At 44.8% G+C, this 20,235-nt stretch carries 14 protein-coding genes; 9 read left to right on the plus strand and 5 right to left on the minus strand.

Annotation, left to right across the window (positions count from 1 at the left end):
- The first annotated feature begins 29 nt into the window (after positions 1 to 29).
- A complete protein-coding gene (locus H3V14_RS08230; RefSeq protein ID WP_198227941.1) occupies positions 30 to 1,529 on the plus strand; it encodes a Do family serine endopeptidase in 1,500 nt (499 codons plus the stop codon).
- A 417-nt stretch (positions 1,530 to 1,946) separates the two neighbouring features.
- Here the strand turns inward: H3V14_RS08230 and serB are convergent, their stop codons facing one another.
- A complete protein-coding gene (serB, locus tag H3V14_RS08235; protein ID WP_198227943.1) occupies positions 1,947 to 2,846 on the minus strand; it encodes a phosphoserine phosphatase SerB in 900 nt (299 codons plus the stop codon).
- A gap of 14 nt (positions 2,847 to 2,860) precedes the next feature.
- Between serB and miaA the strand changes: the two genes are divergently transcribed.
- Positions 2,861 to 3,727, plus strand: a complete 867-nt coding sequence (gene miaA, locus H3V14_RS08240; protein ID WP_198227945.1) for a tRNA (adenosine(37)-N6)-dimethylallyltransferase MiaA — start codon at positions 2,861 to 2,863, stop codon at positions 3,725 to 3,727.
- 314 nt (positions 3,728 to 4,041) lie between these two features.
- Here the strand turns inward: miaA and H3V14_RS08245 are convergent, their stop codons facing one another.
- The 3 genes from H3V14_RS08245 to H3V14_RS08255 all read right to left on the minus strand — a co-directional run bounded on the left by H3V14_RS08245 (position 4,042) and on the right by H3V14_RS08255 (position 10,389).
- On the minus strand, positions 4,042 to 7,785 hold the full coding sequence (locus H3V14_RS08245; protein WP_075870806.1) for a vitamin B12-dependent ribonucleotide reductase: 3,744 nt from the start codon (positions 7,783 to 7,785) through the stop codon (positions 4,042 to 4,044).
- Between the two features lie 745 nt (positions 7,786 to 8,530).
- A complete protein-coding gene (locus tag H3V14_RS08250; RefSeq protein ID WP_075870805.1) occupies positions 8,531 to 9,007 on the minus strand; it encodes an NUDIX hydrolase in 477 nt (158 codons plus the stop codon).
- Between the two features lie 161 nt (positions 9,008 to 9,168).
- Positions 9,169 to 10,389, minus strand: coding sequence for a UbiH/UbiF family hydroxylase (locus H3V14_RS08255; RefSeq protein ID WP_198227947.1), 1,221 nt, complete (start codon positions 10,387 to 10,389; stop codon positions 9,169 to 9,171).
- 178 nt (positions 10,390 to 10,567) lie between these two features.
- Here H3V14_RS08255 and pcsA point away from each other — a divergent pair, with 178 nt between their 5' ends.
- From pcsA to H3V14_RS08285, 6 genes are all read left to right on the plus strand, one after another.
- Positions 10,568 to 11,341, plus strand: coding sequence for a phosphatidylcholine synthase (gene pcsA, locus H3V14_RS08260; RefSeq protein ID WP_279098375.1), 774 nt, complete (start codon positions 10,568 to 10,570; stop codon positions 11,339 to 11,341).
- 124 nt (positions 11,342 to 11,465) lie between these two features.
- Positions 11,466 to 12,515: an enoyl-CoA hydratase/isomerase family protein gene (locus H3V14_RS08265; RefSeq protein ID WP_075870802.1), complete on the plus strand. Its 1,050-nt coding sequence runs from the start codon at positions 11,466 to 11,468 to the stop codon at positions 12,513 to 12,515.
- Positions 12,515 to 12,931: a DUF6163 family protein gene (locus tag H3V14_RS08270; protein ID WP_075870801.1), complete on the plus strand. Its 417-nt coding sequence runs from the start codon at positions 12,515 to 12,517 to the stop codon at positions 12,929 to 12,931. Before H3V14_RS08265 ends, H3V14_RS08270 begins: the two co-directional genes overlap by 1 nt.
- A 181-nt stretch (positions 12,932 to 13,112) precedes the next feature.
- A complete protein-coding gene (locus tag H3V14_RS08275) occupies positions 13,113 to 14,402 on the plus strand; it encodes a murein L,D-transpeptidase (RefSeq protein WP_246785118.1) in 1,290 nt (429 codons plus the stop codon).
- 358 nt (positions 14,403 to 14,760) lie between these two features.
- Complete coding sequence (locus H3V14_RS08280; protein ID WP_198227949.1) at positions 14,761 to 16,296, plus strand: hypothetical protein; 1,536 nt, start codon at positions 14,761 to 14,763, stop codon at positions 16,294 to 16,296.
- A gap of 124 nt (positions 16,297 to 16,420) precedes the next feature.
- On the plus strand, positions 16,421 to 17,524 hold the full coding sequence (locus H3V14_RS08285; RefSeq protein ID WP_198227951.1) for a COX15/CtaA family protein: 1,104 nt from the start codon (positions 16,421 to 16,423) through the stop codon (positions 17,522 to 17,524).
- Between the two features lie 88 nt (positions 17,525 to 17,612).
- On the opposite strand, the gene argC is transcribed toward H3V14_RS08285, so the two are convergent.
- Positions 17,613 to 18,557, minus strand: a complete 945-nt coding sequence (gene argC / locus H3V14_RS08290; protein WP_198227953.1) for an N-acetyl-gamma-glutamyl-phosphate reductase — start codon at positions 18,555 to 18,557, stop codon at positions 17,613 to 17,615.
- A gap of 360 nt (positions 18,558 to 18,917) precedes the next feature.
- Here argC and glyA point away from each other — a divergent pair, with 360 nt between their 5' ends.
- Complete coding sequence (gene glyA / locus H3V14_RS08295; RefSeq protein ID WP_075870798.1) at positions 18,918 to 20,225, plus strand: serine hydroxymethyltransferase; 1,308 nt, start codon at positions 18,918 to 18,920, stop codon at positions 20,223 to 20,225.
- Positions 20,226 to 20,235 lie beyond the last annotated feature (10 nt).

A 20,235-nucleotide genomic window follows, 5' to 3' on the forward strand; every position in this document is an offset into this window, starting at 1 on the left:
TTTTGGTTGCTCTCGGATGGGATGATAATATGTTGTTCAGGCGCATGATGTTTGCTGTCTTTCTTTGCTCGGCATTCGGTTTTTTCCATTCCGAAAGCTTCGCAGAAGTGGCGCTTGAACATAAAGCTCCCGAGTCGGTTGCAAATTTGGCTTCCGGTCTGCTTGATGCAGTTGTTAATATTTCAACTTCACAGACTGTGAAGGGAACAGAGCAAGGTGATAAGACCGCGCTTCCCAAAGTGGAAGAGGGCGCACCGTTTCAGGAATATTTCAACGATTTTTTTTCTCCGAAAAATGATAAAGGTGAATTGAACCAGTCAAGAAAGGTTCAATCCCTCGGTTCCGGTTTTGTTATTGATGCTGAAAAGGGCCTTATCGTTACCAATAATCACGTTATCGCCGATGCCGATGATATAGAAGTCAATTTCACCGACGGTTCCAAGCTGAAAGCAAAATTATTGGGTAAGGATGCCAAAACTGATCTTGCTCTTTTACAAGTCGACTCGAAGGCAAAAAAGCTCACGGCCGTTTCATTCGGTGATTCAGAAAGTGCGCGCATCGGTGATTGGGTTATGGCAATAGGCAATCCATTCGGCCTCGGCGGAACGGTAACTGTAGGCATTATCTCGGCACGAAATCGCGATATCAGCGCTGGTCCTTATGATGATTTCATTCAGACCGATGCCGCGATCAATCGCGGCAATTCAGGCGGTCCACTATTCGATATGAATGGTAAGGTTATCGGCATTAATACGGCAATTATATCGCCATCCGGTGGTTCGATTGGTATCGGTTTTGCTATCCCCTCCGATATGGCAACAGGCGTTCTTGACCAGTTGAAGGAATTTGGCGAGACCCGCCGTGGTTCTCTCGCAATTAGGATCCAGCCGGTGACGCAGGAAGTTGCTGATAGCTTGAAATTACCAAAACCGGAAGGTGCGCTTGTTGCCGGAAAGATTGACGACAAAACGGTCGATAATTCGCAGTTAAAAGACGGGGACGTTATCACGCGCTTTGGTACTCATGCCATTAAAGACGCGCGTGAATTGCCGAGAATCGTTGCTGAAAGTCCCGTTGGTAAAATTGTCGACGTCACCATTCTGCGCAATGGTGAAGAAAAAACGGTGAAAGTCAAACTCGGACGTCTGAAAGAAAAGGAAGTTGCAAACGCGGAAACCGACGAGGGCGAGCACGAGGGAGAAGAGGACCAGAAAACCGAACAGGACAATTCCATCCATGCCATGGGCATGACATTGTCTACCATGTCTGACGAATTGCGAAAGCATTTCCATATCAAAGCAGGAATTGACGGTGTTGTTGTTACTTCTGTTACGCCCAATAGTGCGGCCGATGAAAAACGTATCCGTGCGGGTGAAGTTATTGTCGATATCAACCAGCAACTTGTCAAAACACCTGAAGACGTTTCGAAGCAACTGGATCATTTGCGAGCCAATGGCCGTAAAAACGCTTTGTTGATGGTTGCCGGAGAAGATGGTGAATTGCGTTTTGTTACGCTACGCCTCGACTGATAGATAAATCGACATCATTCTGGTAGGATAACTGCTTTCGTCGTTAGCTTTTTCTCGAGGCAAGCCGTCTTTTTAAATTGTGATATTCAAATTGTATAAATTTAGAAAATCATGAGAAACTACAGAATGAACATTGGTTTGAAAGCAAATGCCCATCGTTTGTTTTAAAAAAATAATTCAGAGTTGGAAAATTAAAAAAACTGAAACGATCCTTGAAAACGACAATGTTTTAGGATGTTCGGGGAAAAATTTCGACGTTTGCAAACATTCCGGTTTTTATCTAAAAAGCGGAATAATATTGTGAAAGCTGAAGCTTGTTCGGTTTCCGAACTCTTTCACAGAATGCCGGCTACAATGGTTCAAAAACCTCAAACGAAAATTGCTTCAGTTTCCGGCTGATAATGACTTTAAAAAGGCTCAACTGACGAAGTCGGACTTGCGGTATCCTTGCAAATAAAGAAGAGCCGTTAAATCGCCGTAATCAATGCGAATGGAGGCAGCTTCCGCTACGACCGGTTTGGCGTGCAGGGCGACACCAGAACCCGCTCGTTTTAGCATTGCGAGGTCATTGGCACCATCTCCGACCGCCATGGCGTCATCCGGCGAGATATTGAGCTTGTTACAAAGTGCTACCAGTTTTTCAACTTTTGCTTGTTTTCCCAAAATCGGCTCGTTAACGAGGCCGGAAAGATGATCCCCTTCGACAAGAAGTTCATTGGCATTGTGTTCGTCAAAGCCTATGGCACGGGCAATTTTTGAAGTAAATAATGTGAAACCGCCAGAAACAAGTGCCGTGTAAGCTCCATTTTTACGCATCGTTGCGACGAGTTCTTTTCCACCATTCGAGAGAGTAATGCGTTTTTCAATGACATCATCAATAATCGACAATGGCAGTCCTTTTAATAAAGCGACACGTTCGCGCAGTGCCGGTTCGAAGGCAATTTCACCATTCATTGCACGTCTTGTGATGTCTGAAATATAGTCTCGCAACCCCGCAGCATCAGCGAGTTCGTCAATACATTCCTGACCGATCATGGTTGAGTCCATGTCAGCAACAAGAAGTTTCTTCCGCCGCTTGTCCTGAATTTGGACGGCAACATTAACAGGTTCTCCCTGAAGGGCGATACGCAAAGCTTTTTGTGCTTCATCCGGACTGATTGTGTCATTGAGCGGAATGTCACAAGCAACGCCGTCACAAAGCCAATAGACAGTGCTTGCATTGATACTATGAGAGGCTTTATCAACGAGCTGTGGTGTTAAAACCGGTCTTTCAGGATTGGCAATCAACGTGGCCACAAGCAATTCACTTTGGGGCATGGAAAACTCCGCTCATGAAAAAAAGAACAATTACTTTGATAGCGGGACCGACGGCAAGCGGCAAGTCGGATTTTGCGTTAAAACTGGCGGAAGATAATGATGCCGTAATTGTGAATGCAGATTCAATGCAGATCTATGACGTTTTAAACGTTATTACAGCACGGCCGAGCGTAGAAGATATGGCACGTGTCCAGCATTATCTTTACGGTTATGTTTCTCCTGAAAAACAATATTCTACAGGCAAATGGCTTAAGGATGTTGCAGAAGTCCTCAAAACGGTTGAAAGACCTCTCATTTTTGTCGGCGGCACAGGCCTTTATTTTAAGGCGTTAACTGAAGGTTTGGCCATAATTCCCGATATTCCCGAAGAAACAAGAAAAAAATGGCGCACAAGACTGGAAGGAGAGGGGGCTTCAGAGCTTTATAAGTTGCTTCAGGGGATTGATTACGAACTTTCCCGCCGTTTAAGCGAAAAGGATGGACAGAGGATTGTTCGGGCATTGGAAGTTCATGATGTAACCGGTAAAACTTTAAGCTATTGGCAAAACAAAAAAACAGAACCTTTGCTTGAAACGGGCGATTTGAAAAAATTGCTTTTATTGCCGGAACGAGACGTCGTTTATCGTCGCATTGAACGGCGTTTTGATAAAATGGTTGAAAACGGAGCATTGGAGGAAGCTCGTGCTTTGGATGAACTGGGGTTAAATCCTTCAATGCCTGCAATGAAAGCTATCGGCATACCGGAATTTATAGATGTTCTGAAAGGCAAAAAGACAATCGGAGAGGCGATTGTCGAAGCGAAAACGAATACACGCCGTTACGCAAAACGCCAAATGACGTGGTTCAGGCATCAGTTAGGAGGGGATTGGGAAAAGATATGAGAATGCCGCTGTAAAAACAGAGAAAATCATTTCCTGAAAGAGTGCGCTTGTCTTCAATTTTTTCACAACTTTAGATGGGAAGGTGTTCAGACCCTTTTGAAAGCTTTTGTATGAAACATCATGAAAGCCGATGTTTCATCCTGGCAAGAGGACAGTCACCGTCAAACTTGCCGGTTTCGTTTCCACTTTGTTACTCTAATTTTTCTATTTTGAATTTTTTAATATGAATAGCCAAGCTACTAGCGGCCATAGCAGTTAAAAAAACGGCTCTTGAAAAAGAGCCGCTTTTAAAAGTTATCAGATGTGAAAAGCAATCAGCTGCACCCGCTTGTTGCTCCGCAGGTATCGCATTTCAGGCAAGTGCCGTTACGTACCATTGTGAAGTTCTGGCATTCCGAACACATATCGCCAGTATAGCCTTGCATCATTGCTTGTTTTCTACGGTCGGAGTTAAGCTTTTTGGCTTCGGCAACTTCATTGGCCATTTCTGCTGCTTTTGCTTCAGCAGACGTATCGGCGTCGAATAAATTATCTATTTTGTTTTCTTCCTCGTTGAGATCACGTCTTAAAGCTGTGGCACCTTGTGTTTCCAATGACGGAGCGGCTTTCGACTGAACCACAGTAGCCGGTTTTAACGTGGTGACATTAGACTTTGGGGCAGCAGTTGCAATTTTTGCAACCGGTGCTTTCGGGTCAGCAAATTTCGGTTTGTAACCGCGTGTCCAACCTGTCGAAATCAGATTGGTTTTTCCTTCTTTCACACCTTTACCCAAAGCTGTGTTGGAAAAGTCCGATATATCGACATGGGCAAGATCATAGCGCCCGAGATACGAAACCGCGAGTTCACGAAATACATAGTCGAGAATTGATGTCGCGTTTTTGATTGCATCATTTCCCTGAACCATGCCTGCCGGTTCAAATTTGGTGAAAGTAAATGCATCGACATATTCTTCCAACGGCACGCCGTATTGCAGGCCAAGTGAGATAGCGATAGCAAAATTATTCATCATAGCGCGGAAAGCGGCGCCTTCCTTGTGCATATCAATGAAGATCTCGCCCAAGCGGCCATCACCGAATTCACCGGTTCTCAAGTAGACTTTATGTCCGCCAACGATTGCCTTTTGCGTGTAACCCTGCCGGCGATTAGGCAATTTCTCGCGTGCATGGACATATTTTTCGACAACTTTTTCGACGATCTTTTCAGTGACTTTTGCTGTACGCGCAGCCGCCGGTTGCTCAATAAGATTATCGACAGCATCTTCATCATCATCGTCAGCAATGAGAGAAGAGTTCAACGGCTGGGATAATTTGGAGCCGTCGCGATAAAGAGCATTGGCCTTTAGTGCAAGTTTCCATGACAACATGTAGGCATTGGCACAATCTTGAACAGTCGCATCGTTAGGCATGTTGATTGTCTTTGAAATAGCGCCGGAAATAAACGGCTGGGCCGCTGCCATCATGCGGATGTGACTTTCGACAGACAGGTAACGCTTGCCAATTTTACCGCAAGCATTGGCACAATCGAACACCGGATAATGTTCCTGCTTGAGGTGAGGGGCTCCTTCCAGAGTCATTGCACCGCAAACATGAAGGTTGGCAGCCTCGATATCTTTTTTCGAAAAACCGAGAGCAGGCAACATTTCAAATGAAACGTCATCAAGTTGTTCTTCGGTGAAGTTCAAAACATTTTTGCAGAAATCCTCGCCCAACGTCCATTTGTTGAAAACGAACTTGATATCGAAGGCACTTTTCATCGCCTCGTTCAGAACTTCGATCTTCTCATCTGTGAAGCCTTTGGCTTTCAATGTCGTCGGATTGATTGCCGGAGCCTGATTGATATTTCCGTGGCCGACTGCATAAGCCTCAATTTCAGCAATCTGGCTTTCCGAATAGCCAAGTGTCCGCAAAGCTTCAGGAACTGCACGATTGATAATTTTGAAATATCCGCCGCCGGCAAGCTTCTTGAATTTTACCAACGCAAAATCGGGCTCGATACCGGTTGTATCGCAATCCATAACAAGGCCGATTGTTCCGGTCGGAGCAACAACAGTGGCTTGCGCATTGCGATAGCCATAAAGTTTCCCGAGTTCCAGAGCTTTGTCCCAAGCTTTACGAGCCCGTTCAATCATTTTCTGGTCGGGACAGTCTTTGGCAATTAAAGCGACAGGATTGACTGACAGTCCTTCATAGCCTGAAGTTTCACCATAGGCCGCACGACGGTGGTTGCGAATAACACGCAACATATTGTCTTTATTAGGTTTGTAACCTTTGAAAGCTCCAAGTTCCTTTGCCATTTCTGCTGACGTTGCATAGGCAACGCCGGTCATGATTGCGGTCAATGCACCACAAATGGCACGACCTTTATCGGAATCATAAGGAATGCCCGATGTCATCAACAGACCACCGATATTGGCATAGCCAAGGCCGAGGGTTCGGTATTCATAAGACCGTTTGGCAATTTCTTTTGATGGAAATTGTGCCATCATAACCGATATTTCGAGAACGATTGTCCATAGACGGACGCTATGTTCATAGGCTTCAAGATCATATGAACCATCGTGGTTGCGGTATGACAACAAATTGATCGAAGCAAGGTTACATGCGGTATCGTCGAGGAACATATATTCCGAACAAGGATTCGAGGCGCGAATTGGCCCTTCGGCAGGTGACGTATGCCAATCATTCATAGTGGTGTTGAAATGGACTCCCGGATCAGCCGAAGCCCATGCAGCATAAGAAATCCGATCCCACAAATCGCGGGCACGCACTGTTTTATGCACTTTACCATCTGTACGACGAATAAGGTTCCAGTCGCCGTCCTTTTCGACAGCCCGTAAAAACTCGTCTTTCAAAGAAACAGAATTGTTCGAATTTTGCCCTGACACAGTAAGATAGGCTTCCGAATCCCAATCTGTGTCATAGGTATCGAATTCCATTTCGCGGAAACCTTGGCGCGCAAACTGGATAACACGTTGGATATAATTTTCCGGAACCTGATCTTTTTTTGCAGCGCGGATTTCCCGTTTCAAGGCAGGATTTTTATTGGGATCAAAACAATCTCCATTATCTGCTTCGCAATTAACGCAAGCTTTCATAATGGCTGTGAGGTGTTTTTTGACAATCTTGGAACCGGTAACCAGAGCAGCTACTTTTTGTTCTTCGTGCACCTTCCAGTCAATATAGGCTTCGATATCCGGATGATCGATATCAACGACAACCATCTTGGCTGCACGACGTGTTGTACCACCCGATTTGATCGCTCCGGCTGCTCTGTCACCAATTTTGAGAAAGCTCATCAAACCGGAAGACTTACCACCGCCGGAAAGTTTTTCACCCTGACCGCGCAATTGCGAAAAATTCGAACCCGTGCCGGAACCGTATTTGAAAAGACGGGCTTCACGCACCCATAAATCCATAATGCCGCCCTCGTTCACGAGGTCATCGGCAACCGACTGAATAAAACAGGCATGAGGTTGTGGATGTTCATATGACGATTTCGATCTCGTTAATTCGCCGGTTTTCCAATCTACATAAAAATGCCCCTGACTTGGACCATCAATGCCGTAAGCCCAGAAGAGGCCCGTGTTGAACCACTGCGGACTATTTGGTGCTACGCGTTGGGTGGCGAGCATATAAGCAAGCTCGTCATGGAATGCTAAAGCATCACTCTCGGTATCAAAATATTTGCCTTTCCAGCCCCAATAGGTCCACGTTCCGGCAAGCCGGTCAAACACCTGACGCGCATCCATTTCAGAACCATAGCGGCGGTCTTCGGCAATTTTTGCCAGTTCTTTTTCATCGGCGACCGATCGCCAGAGCCACGAAGGGACACCATTTTCCTCAACTTTTTTCAATGCAGCAGGAACGCCTGCTTTACGAAAATATTTCTGAGCCAGAATATCGGCTGCAACCTGACTGAATTGGCTCGGAACATCGATATTTTCGAGCCGGAAAACGATCGAACCATTAGGATTTTTTATTTCACTTGTAGCCTTATGGAATTCAATTCCTGTGTAGGGCGATTGCCCCTCCTTTGTGAAATGGCGTGCGATCTTCATAGCCTGTCCTTATTCAATATGTTGTGTTTGCCTCGCCTCCATAGCGGCAGCGTACAAACCTCTCTAAATCCTTTTCACCAAACAGAATGTATGGAAAGGATTTAACCCCTGATTTTTTTCGACGACACCGATCGGTGACAAATCGATAAAACAATCTGCCGGCTTCCGGTGCAAAAAAATGCATCTTTTTCTTAAAAAAGACGCGTGAACTATATCATGTGTATCTAGCCCCATTTAATACTACATATAGTAAATTTTCTATAAACACATAAGTTTTACACAACGTTTTTTGAACGTTTTATGTGCATAAAACAACAAAAATGCGAGCCATAAATGCTCGCAATTACACCTGTTGACTGCACACAAAATTACGCATGATTACAAATCTGGAACGTGGTGCATTTTTCATTGCATCATCATTTCAGCATAAAAGAACAAAACAGATTTGACGTCAAGGCGTCGTTTGTTCAAATCTTGAAACAACTAGATGTAGTAGTCGTTCCGGTGGAGAATGTGTGAATAGCGGGGACTATAAAATTCAGCGCTTTATTTTTCCGCAAAATACGTGACTGTATTTGGAGCGAATTATAAACGGGATAAAACGCCGAATTTAAAAAACGTCGATAGAACGATAGGATAGGGAAATTACAAGAGCGAATCATTTAACCGGCGTAATTTTTTAGCCACGACTTCGTTAGCCGGATATTCTGCTCCATTAGCATGATGCATTCGTAAAAAGATGGTCTTAGTGAGGGCGATAATCCAATAAAAGTTTTTTTAATTGCGGTTCGCCGACTCGGTGAGCCGCTTCTTCGGGGCTTACCCACTCAAAGATTCGTTGACCGCGTTCCGGCCACTTTTTTTCTTGATGTGAATAGAGAACCGCAAATACGTCGACCGTAAAATCTCCATTCTCTCCGCCCGGCATGTCGGTTTTTGTATATTGATAGGATCCAATCGAAGCCGTCTCAGCAATACCGCGAACGCCAGCTTCTTCATATGCTTCCTGAAGTGCCGCCTGTGACAACGTGCGTCCGGGCATTGGCCAACCTTTCGGTATAATCCAGCGTCCTGTACCTCTGCTCGTAATAACCAGAAATTCGACAGCTTTTTTTTGCAAACGATAAACCAAAGCGCCAACTTGCAAAAAATGGTTGCCATCAACGACTATTTTTCTTTCTGCTGCAACGAGAGTACCATCGATTTCAGTTGATTGAGTCATATGTCTCCTTCTTTGAATTGCAGTGTCGTGGATTATCGACTTGGCTGTTCACGGGGCTTTAAAGCCCGTTTATGCATATAAACATAATCAAGTTTCCGCTGGAAGATACCATCAAAGTTGCACCGGATAACGAAAGCTATCCGGTCTTATTTTATCGGCAATTATTTGAGCGAAGGGCAAAAACTTTTGGCAATCGCCCGAAACCCGTTTCCAGGATACATGCCTTCACGCATAAAAATATTTCTAAGAGGTGCGAAGTTTCGTAGCAGTTCGAGACCCGCACTGCGAATAAATTGGGCAGGTAACATATCGGAAAGAAGAGCTCTATTGAGTGCATGGACGGAACCGGTACGAACCCAGATATCGGTTTTGCGATATTTGTTATAATTCTCCATGACTTTATCGCTGCCGACGTCATGGCCGTCGCTATCGATTGCTTTGACCATATTGATCGCATCGCGAACACCGAGATTTAATCCTTGTGCACCAATCGGGGGAAACACATGGGCAGCTTCACCGACAAGAATTGTCCGTTTTGTTGCGAACGACTTCGGTACGATGCCCGATAATGGCCATGCCTGCGCTGGCGTAACGACTGTGACTTTACCAAGCATCGCTTGCATACGTTCTTCAATCGCTCGCCCAAGAGCTTCTTTACCCAATCCGAGAATTCTGTTTGCCCGCTCGGGATTGAGGACCCAAACCAGACTTGAATTGTTTCCAGGCAACGGGACTTGTGTGAACGGACCATCCTCAGTGTGAAATTCTGTTGAAATATTATTGTGAGGAAACTCATGAGCAAAACTCAGTATGACGGCTGTTTGTGGATAGTTCCATTGACGGCAGTCAATTCCCGCAGCAATGCGTGCCTTCGAGTTTCTCCCATCGGCTGCAACAACAACGTTGACGACAAGTGATGAACCGTCATCAAGATTGATCGTTACATGATCATCGGAATTGACGATGGATTTTGCCGATTGATCCAGTCGCTTGATCAGTTTTGAGCTTGATACTGCATTATTGATTGCGTTGTTAAGCTCGACATTAGGCATATTATAGCCGAATGCTATTTCACCGATTTCGGAAGAGTGGAAACTTACGACCGGACTACGAATAAGTCTTTTTGTGCCATCAACGATTCGCATGGTTAAAAGCGCAGCAGCTTTATCCTGCAAATTTTTCCAAACGCCGAGCGAATCAAGAATTTTAATGGCGGGCATCATTAGCGCGGTGGTGCGAAGGTCATTCTTATTGGTATCAGGCCCGATGAGAAATGACCGATACCCTTTTTGTGCAGCTGCAAGAGCAGAAATCATGCCTGCCGGCCCCGCACCGATGATTGCTATTTTTGTATCATTTTCTTTTACCGGCGCTACTACCATAGCAAGACCTTTCTGATAGATTACATATTCAACCACCCGACGTTAAAGTTAGCACAATATGTGGATCAATCCAGCATTTACAAACAATTGTTTCAATTTTTGTTATCAGTGATAGAAAGAGCCTAAAAATTTACACACAGATGTGATAACGAGATTTGACAAGAGGGACTATTCAACTTTGAAAAACAATCTTGCCGGCAAAATTAAGAGTGGTGCGGAAAAGTTACGGCATAAAAAAGTAACAATGCCGCAAGCAAGGGCATTTTCTGTTCATCTGCTCACCGCGTCGGGATCATTTCTGGCTTTTTTGTCGTTGGTCGCAGCTTCTGAAAAACAATGGACAGCAATGTTTGGCTGGCTCGGACTTGCATTGTTGGTCGACGGCATTGACGGTCCGATTGCACGTAAACTTCAAGTCAAATATGTTCTTCCCACATGGTCGGGCGAACTTCTGGACAATATTATCGATTATGTGACCTATGTTCTCATACCCGCATTCGCACTTTATCAAAGCGGCTTCATGGGGGAGGGACTTTCGTTCCTGTCGGGAGCTATCATTGTGGTATCTTCTGCAATTTACTATGCCGATACAGGTATGAAGACCAAAGAAAACTTTTTTAAAGGTTTTCCTGTCGTCTGGAATATGTTGATTTTTACGTTGTTTATCGTAAAACCCGGCGAGTGGACTGCCTTTACCATTGTTGTGATTTCGGCTGTTATCTCGTTCCTGCCGATATATTTTCTACATCCCGTACGGGTAGCAAGATTGCGTCCGTTAAATCTCACGATTTTTCTTATATGGTGTGCATTGGGAGTTATAGGCATCTGTTACAGGCTTGATGCACCCGAATGGGTAAAAATCGGTATGACAATTTCCGGTTTGTATATTTATCTCATAGGGGCGGTTATGCAGCTATTTCCTCGTCTCGGCAGTCATGACGATCACGCCTAGAAATTTACCAAATATTAATTTTTAAGGGCAGCATCGGCTCCTATTTGGCAAGGTTGATTGATTTTACAGTCAATAATGATTTAAATAACGGCAACCTATCAGTGTTCCTAAGGAGTTTTGGGCGATGCAACTTGATTTTGGTGGCGGGAGCGAGGTCACGTTCTTGAAAGAAGGTCGCGCAGGAATTGTACGGCTGACACGCCCCGATGCCTTGAACGCGCTGAGCCTCAACATGGTTGTGGCAATTGAAAAAGCTTTGCGAAGTTGGGAAACTGATGACGATGTTCTGTGCGTAATTGTAGAAGGCGAAGGTCGATCCTTCTGTTCGGGAGGTGATGTCGTTTACGCTTATAAGGAAGGCAAGGCGGGTCGTCCGGCTTATGATTATTTTTCAGCCGAATATAAGCTCGACAGTTATATCGGCCGTTTTCCGAAGCCATATATTGCGATCCTCGATGGTATATGTATGGGTGGAGGAGCTGGTATTTCAGTCCACGGTTCCCATCGCATAGTGACCGAAAATACGCTTTTTGCTATGCCGGAAAGCGCAATCGGTTTCTTCCCCGACGTTGGTGCGGGTGACTTTCTGTCGCGTTTGAGTGGCCATTTCGGCATGTATATGGCTTTGACCGGAGCAAGGTGTAAATGGGGAGATTGCTTGCAAACCGGTTTGGCAACCCACGCAGTTGCTCAGGAAAATCTGGAAGATCTGCGCGCAAGTATTATTGAACAAGGTAATCCCCGTCCCGCGCTCGAAAAATATGCAGTTGAAGTCAACTACGAAACTTCTGCCGATTTGCGATCGTTGATAGCCGAGTGTTTCGGAACGGATTCGCTTGAAGCCTCTCTTAATCAATTAAAACAAAAAGCAGATGAGGGTAATGAATTTGCCAAGGAAACGCTGGACACTTTATTGAAGCGTTCTCCGACAAGTCTGGCGGTCATCTGGCGTTCAATGATGCAATGTAAGCCATTGGGCCTTGATGATTGTTTGAAAGTGGAAAACAGGGTTGCCCATCACATGATGGACAATCATGATTTTTACGAGGGCGTGCGGGCTGTTCTGATTGACAAAGACAATGATCCGCACTGGAAGCCCGACAGCTTGGCCGGTGTAACTGATGAAATTGTCGATTCATATTTTCAGCCGGTTGAGAAAGAATTGGAGATTTGATGGATAACCAGTTACGCCAAGTGGTTAAACCTGATCTGGTAGCATCGGCTTATTCAATTTTTCTTCATTGTCTTTCGATTGTGGCTCTGCTGTTTGCAATTTTTTATTGGATACGGCTTGTTGGCGTATTTCCCGGCGAGTTATGGCGTATTGACCGGATGCCATGGCTTTGGCAAGTTTTAACAGTTGTTCTTGCTGTTACTTATCCGATCGCGGCTCTTGGTTTATGGATGGGGTCGCTCTGGGGAATCATTTTGTGGTTTTTCGCGGCAATCACCGAATCTCTCGCTTTTACCCTCTATAGCTCCTATTTCATCCTGTTTCCGTGGCTCGCGATATTCCATTTTCTTGTCGCAATTCTTTTTGTCATGTTTCAAGTTATGCTTGTTCTCAAGAAAAACAAAAAAATACTATAGTTACATATTTTTAACGAGAAGCTCCCTATATATACCAGATGTTGAAGGTCGTTGTTTCTTTAGACATGATAAAGACACAAAATTGTATCAGTCTGGAAAAACACGATCATACTTCCATTGAATATTTTTTAGCATGACTGTCGATTTGCTATCGGCAAAGGCATGCCTGGAAAAATTGAGAATGACACATAAAAATATGACATCTGCCAAAAACTCGTTCATCGGCCGAAGGTTCTTTTTGCAATCATTGGCGACTGTAGCAGCTTTATCCTGTGCACCTCTGGTTGCCAAAGCAAATAATATGATGTTTGCCCAGTCAGGGAGAGCTCGCTGGGACGATCAATTTGATGCTGGTCCATCGGGTGGTGGAAAAGTTGCGTCAAACCAGCCGGTTTTGAGTTTTGCAACTGTGGAAGATTCGCAACGGGCAATTGCCCAGTATGAAGATATCGTGAGCCGCGGTGGTTGGCAAAGGGTGCCGACCGAACAGGGGAAATTGCGAATTGGTGTAACGCATCCTGCGGTTATAGCACTTCGTCAGAGACTTGCAGCCTCGGGTGATCTTCAAAGCGGCGTCGGCATGTCTCAATCTTTCGATACTTATGTTGATGCCGCTGTTAAACGCTTTCAGGCCCGTCATGGTTTGCCGGCAGATGGTGTGACCGGTGAATCGACATATAAATCGTTGAATGTCGATGCCCAGACCCGCCTTAACCAGTTGCATATCAATGTTGACCGTTTGAAGCCGAAAGTTGACATGACTTCGAAAGAACAACGTTTTGTCATGGTCAATATTCCGGCGGCCCAGATTGAAGCGGTTGAAAATGGTGTCGTTGTGCAACGTCATACCGCTGTGGTCGGCAAAATAGATCGGCAAACGCCTCTATTGGATTCAAAAATCAGCCAGATCATTCTCAATCCGTTCTGGACTGTGCCGAAGTCGATTATTCGCAAAGATATTATTCCGTTGATGCAGAAAAATCCGTCTTATCTTTCGGATAACAGTATCCACATATTCAACAGCCGTGGTGAGGAAGTCTCACCCGAAAGCATTGATTGGCATAGTGACGAAGCTGTAGGCATGATGTTCCGTCAGGATCCGGGCAAGATCAACGCGATGTCCTCTACAAAAATCAATTTTGCCAATCCCTATTCGGTTTATATGCACGACACGCCAATCCAGACGCTTTTTAACAGTTTGATGCGTTTTGATTCATCGGGTTGTATTCGCATTCAGAATATTCGGGATCTGAATGTCTGGATTTTGAAAAATACGCCGGGTTGGGATAGACAGCGTATGGAAGCCGTCATTGCTTCGCGGCAAAATACGCCAATCAACATTCCCGATCCGATTCCTCTTCATTTTGTGTACATTTCTGCCTGGTCAACGGGAGAAGGGGTCGTCCAATTTCGTGATGACATTTATCACATGGACGGGTCATCCCAATTGGCACTTGATACAGCCGGTTGACAGAATTGTTTTGATAAAAAAACCGCCTTTTTGGCGGTTTTATTTTGATTCTTTAAGGGGATAGTTACTCCTTCTGTTCTATCTGGATAATCATCGCTCTTTTACCAGTTGAACGGGAATGACAAGAGAAGCCGGAACGGACGAAAAATTCAAGTGTTTGAATCAGCAAAATATTATTTTGATTTTGCTGGCTACCGCATTTTGTTTTGTTCTCGCCGTCGCCTATTGTCTCTTGAAACCGGAGGTTTACGTCGCGACATTGGAATTTTCTGTCCAAAGAACAGACGGATCCTCTATAGACGACAGCACCCGAAATAAAATCACATCCTTATTGCTATCCAGTTCGGCTACCCGGCCAATGGAAAGTTTGTCGGATATAAAACATAACGGAAAAAAATTCGAACTATTCAGTCGTTCATTTTCTGTAAAAGAATGCCGCCATCATATCGAGCTAAGCTTTGCTGATAAAAATCCGACATATGCGCAATCGTTTTTACAAAGACATTTTGATGACTTTCGGAATGATTTGTCAAAAGCTTTTCCGGATAAAACACAAAGTAAAATTGCTGCAATTCGCGAGAAGAGGAACAACCTTCTTCAGTCGGCTTTTGCTGATTTTGATCAATCATTCAAAAGTTCAAACCGGCAGGAAACCAATTCCGAACTTTACGCTTCGCTTTTAGATGCAATAAATAATCGCATCGGCTTAGATGCATCAATCGAAGTCTTGAATGACTTGAAAATACACGACCAATCACCACTTGGGCTCGAATTTATCGCAAATGATCCTGCCGTTTTACGAACGACCAGCGAATTGGACAAATTGAACACAGACATAGCCCATATGGAAAACCGTTTGGGTAGCGTTCATCCTCAGATCAAAGCAATGACGGCTGAACAAAACGAACTGAAGGATGAACTTGAAAATAACATAAATTTGGCGGTCAAACGGCTTTACACCGAAGCAGAACTTGCAACCAGAATTGAAAACAATTTGCGCGATGAATTGAAGTCGGCAGGCGAAGCGGGGTTTAAACCCGATCATCAGGTTTTAGAGAGATTTGAAAAACAGCTGAAGTCTATCTGGAATGATTACGACAAAACAATAGAAGCTTCGGGGCTCATGAACGGGCAGGCTATTGTCGTTAACAGCCACCCGATCAGAATCGAAAAACAAGCATTTTTTAGCCGTTTCGGGACACTGATATCCGTGTTCACAATTCTGGTCTTTTTGTTTCTGTCGGTCATCACGCTGTTGGTTAGAAAACGCTTAAAGATCGCTTTCCATGATAGAAAAATTGATGAAAAGCCGGTAGTGCAGGAAGGAAATCGTCCGATTCCGGCAGAACAGGATCCATCAACTGAATATAACCATTTTGAACCACAAGAATTGGTGGAACGTTTACTCGAGATCAATGCGCAAATTGTTTCTATCGTCGGTAATGATGCGGCAAAATCATCTGCACGCCTATCAATGGGGTTAAAGAAAAACGCAGCATCCATTCTGCTTGTCGATGTTTCAACCAATGAAATCGGAAACCTGATTGGTCCACACCGTGGTTTTACCGATGTGTTAACGGGTGACGCGGATATTTCGGACGTGATCTACAATGATTATGACACAGGCGTTGATATTCTGCCTCAGGGCATTGCAAGTCTGGTTCGGGCCAAGGACTTTTCAAGAGATATTCCCGCTATGTTGAAAGGCTTGAAGGAGAAGTATTCTTTCATTCTGATCGCGATGTCGAAAGTTCCGGAATTCGGTGTGGAAGAGCTATTCCAGCAGAGTGACTGCCTTGTTATTTCTTCGGATGAAATAAAAGATCAAGAAAACTGGCGCAATTTATTTTCCGAATATTCCGTTCTGCCGGTTTTCATGCTTGTTGATAGTTGATAAAGACGGAAGACGCGACGGCTTGTCGCGGTCAACGCCCTTGTTTTCTTGGAAACATTGCTGCACCAATATAAAAAAGAACCGGAAAATACCGGCGCATATTGTAAAGTGAAAGCGTCTCGTTATGACAATGACTGCAATTGATGAAACCGTGCCTAATGCCAGACAGGCGCGCAATCGCAAGATGATACAGATTTGGCTATATGCTGTTCTCATTCTGTGTTTGGCAATTGTCATTGTCGGAGGTGCCACACGTTTAACCGGCTCGGGTCTGTCAATTACTGAATGGAAACCCGTGCATGGTGTCATTCCGCCAATCGGAGAAGTCGAATGGCAGGATGAATTCGAAAAATATCAACAGATTGCCCAATATAAAGTGGTCAATCAGGGAATGACCCTTTCTCAATTCAAAGGAATATTCTGGTGGGAATGGGCGCATCGTCTATTGGCGCGTCTCGTCGGTGTCATCGCATTATTCGGTCTTATCTGGTTCTGGGCAACAAAGCGGATAGAAAAAACATTCCTTCCCCAGCTTATTGCCGTCCCCGTCATTATCGCTATTCAGGGGGCGATCGGTTGGTGGATGGTTGCCTCTGGGCTGGGAGCCAGTGATTTGACAAGTGTGAGCCAGTATCGCTTGGCAATTCACCTTGTTACTGCATGTATCGTTGTGATTTTTGTTACCTATGTTTCAAGAGGACTTGCCGATTATAGTGACAAACCTGCCAATCGAAGCATCCAGAAGTTTGCCGGTTGGCTTGTTGTGATGGTGTTGGTGCAGATTTATCTTGGTGCTCTCGTTGCAGGTTTACATGCTGGCAAAGTTTATAACACTTGGCCGCTGATGGATGGACAACTGGTTCCGGAAGGTTTGCTTGCCGATCAGCCCACATGGCGTAACTTTTTCGAAAACCGTCTCACTGTACAATTTGTTCACCGTTGTTTTGCCTATCTTTTATTGCTGGCGGCACTTGTCCACGCTCTCAAAGTTGAAAAGCTCGCTTCCGGAACAACTCATGCAAGGCGTGCAATGCTTTTACTCTTGGCAATCGTTGTACAGGCAATCTTCGGCATTATCACACTGTTGCTTGAAGCACCGATAAGCTGGGGATTGATACATCAGGGTGTAGCGCTTTTGGTGCTGGTTTTCGCAGTTGCACATTGGCGTGCTACAAAAGGTGCCTATCCCGTTGAAAAAGCATCAAAAAAGCTTTCAGACGAGAATTGATAACCGGTCAGTGTAGCAGACCTGTCACGTAGAAAACCGAACCGGCCAGTAATCTGACCGGTCTTTTGTCATGTTATTACCAGCTTTTTCAATTTTTACAGTTCTTGCCGATCATCAGGTCAAGATTTTGAACGGCCGCTCCAGAGGCACCTTTACCCAAATTATCGAGCACGGCACAGATATTGAAGAGGCCATTTTTTTCGTCACCAAACACGAATATCTTCAATTCGTCTGTATTGGCGAGCAATTCGGCATCTAATCTTACCAAACGGCTATTTTCTTCCTCACTTGCAACTTTTACGAATTTGCTTTCGTGATAATGAGCGTTAAAAATAGAGCGCAAATCAGTAAGCGAAACAGTTTTCTCGAGCAATTTATTGTGCAACGGTATGTTCACGATCATGCCTTGGGGAAATCGCCCGACGCTTGGTACGAAGATCGGCGATTGTGCCAGTTTCCCGTGGACGCGAATTTCAGGCACATGTTTGTGCCTAAGGTTCAGACCATAGATGAAATAGTTTGCAGTAATACGGTCTTCGCGGGATTGATCTTCCATTTGTCCAATCATTTTTTTGCCGCCACCGGTGTAGCCCGACACTGCATTGATCGAAACAGGAAAGTCTTCCGCCATGATACCCGCTTCACGTAATGGCCTGATAATGCTTAAAGCTCCTGTCGGGTAACAACCGGGATTAGCAACGAATTGCGCGGCTTCTATCCTCTCCGACTGACCTTTCGTCAATTCGGCAAATCCGTAGACCCATTGAGGAGAAATGCGGTGAGCAGTCGAACTGTCAATAATTCGGAGTTTTTTATTGTTGGCGATGCTTTTTACCGTCTCGATTGCAGCATCATCCGGCAAACATAAAATTGCAATATCGGCAGCATTCAGTCGCTCAAGACGGGCGGTCTCATTGTGGCGGTCTTCCGCGGAAATCGAAAGAACTTCAAGATCGTTTCGTGATGCCAGACGTTTTCTGATCTGTAAACCGGTTGTGCCGTGTTCTCCATCAATAAAGACTTTTGTCCGCATTATCTTATGCCTATCGTTGGAATGTAGATTTTATCAAAAAATTGAATGCTTTTCGTTGTGAAAAAGCCAGAGAAAGAGAAGCCATGTAATCCGAAAAGGAAAGCGTTATTCTGCATGACCGCACAAAAAAATAAAGTTTTTTTTATGATGTCACAAAACTTAATAAAACAACGCAGGGGGAAGAGGTACAGGTTTTTCAGGCTTAGTCCGTTTCATTGGTAAATTTAAATTGGTTAAAATCGACTTTTTCCTGAAGATTTTTTCTGAGTTGTTGGCTATTCTATTGAAAGCGTTTAACATATCGCAACGCTGTGATAATCAATAAGCGGCTATTTTTTCTTTGATAGGACCTTTTTTCCCATGAGTGACCAACTGGATGCGACGCAAAAGCGTTTTTTTAATGACGATCTTGAAACAACTGATTCTGAAGTTTTTGATGCTATTCGCGGCGAGCTTTCCCGACAGCGTAATGAAATCGAATTGATTGCATCGGAAAATATCGTATCGCGTGCTGTGCTTGAAGCACAAGGATCAGTTCTTACCAATAAATATGCCGAAGGTTATCCGGGAAAACGCTATTATGGCGGTTGCCAATATGTTGATGTTGTTGAAAATTTGGCAATCGAGCGTGCAAAGAAGTTGTTCGGTGCTGCATTTGCGAATGTGCAGCCGAATTCGGGCAGCCAAATGAATCAGGCAGTATTTTTCGCGCTGTTGAAACCCGGTGATACTTTCATGGGGCTCGATCTCAATTCCGGCGGGCATTTAACCCATGGCTCACCTGTCAATATGTCCGGCAAGTGGTTTCATGTCGTTTCTTATGGTGTGAGAAGGGATGACCAGCGAATAGATATGGATGAAGTCGCCCGTATCGCCCGCGAAAATAAACCCAAGCTTATACTTGCCGGCGGTACTGCCTATTCCCGTTTTTGGGATTGGAAACGGTTTCGCGAGATTGCCGATGAAGTTGGTGCTTATCTGATGGTTGATATGGCCCACATCGCAGGTCTTGTGGCCGGAGGTGTTCATCCCTCGCCAGTTCCTTACGCGCATGTTGTCACTTCGACGACCCATAAATCATTGCGCGGCCCGCGCGGTGGCATGATTCTGACGAATGACGAAGAGATCGCAAAGAAGATTAATTCGGCTGTCTTCCCCGGTATACAGGGCGGACCGCTTATGCACGTTATTGCCGCGAAAGCTGTCGCATTCGGCGAAGCTTTGCGTCCATCTTTCAAGACTTACGCAAAAAATGTTGTTGCCAATGCGAAAACATTGTCGGCCCGTTTGATAAAGAATGGCCTTGATATTGTTTCCGGTGGCACCGATAATCATTTAATGCTGGTTGATTTGCGCCCTAAAAATGCGACAGGGAAACGCGCTGAAAGTGCTTTGAGCAGGGCTCATATCACATGTAATAAAAATGGCATTCCGTTTGATCCGGAAAAACCGTTTGTTACATCGGGTGTAAGACTTGGTACACCGGCAGGAACAACACGCGGTTTTGGCGAAAAGGAATTTGATGAAATCGGTGAATTGATTTCGGAAGTTCTTGATGGTTTGAAGGCCGCAAATTCGGATGAGGGAAATGCTGCAGTAGAGGCACATGTACGTGAAAAGGTTCAAGCATTGACTGAACGTTTCCCGCTATATCCTTATCTTGGCTGATTATTTGAAC

This window comes from Bartonella sp. W8151, from assembly GCF_016100385.1.
Classification (GTDB): domain Bacteria; phylum Pseudomonadota; class Alphaproteobacteria; order Rhizobiales; family Rhizobiaceae; genus Bartonella; species Bartonella apis.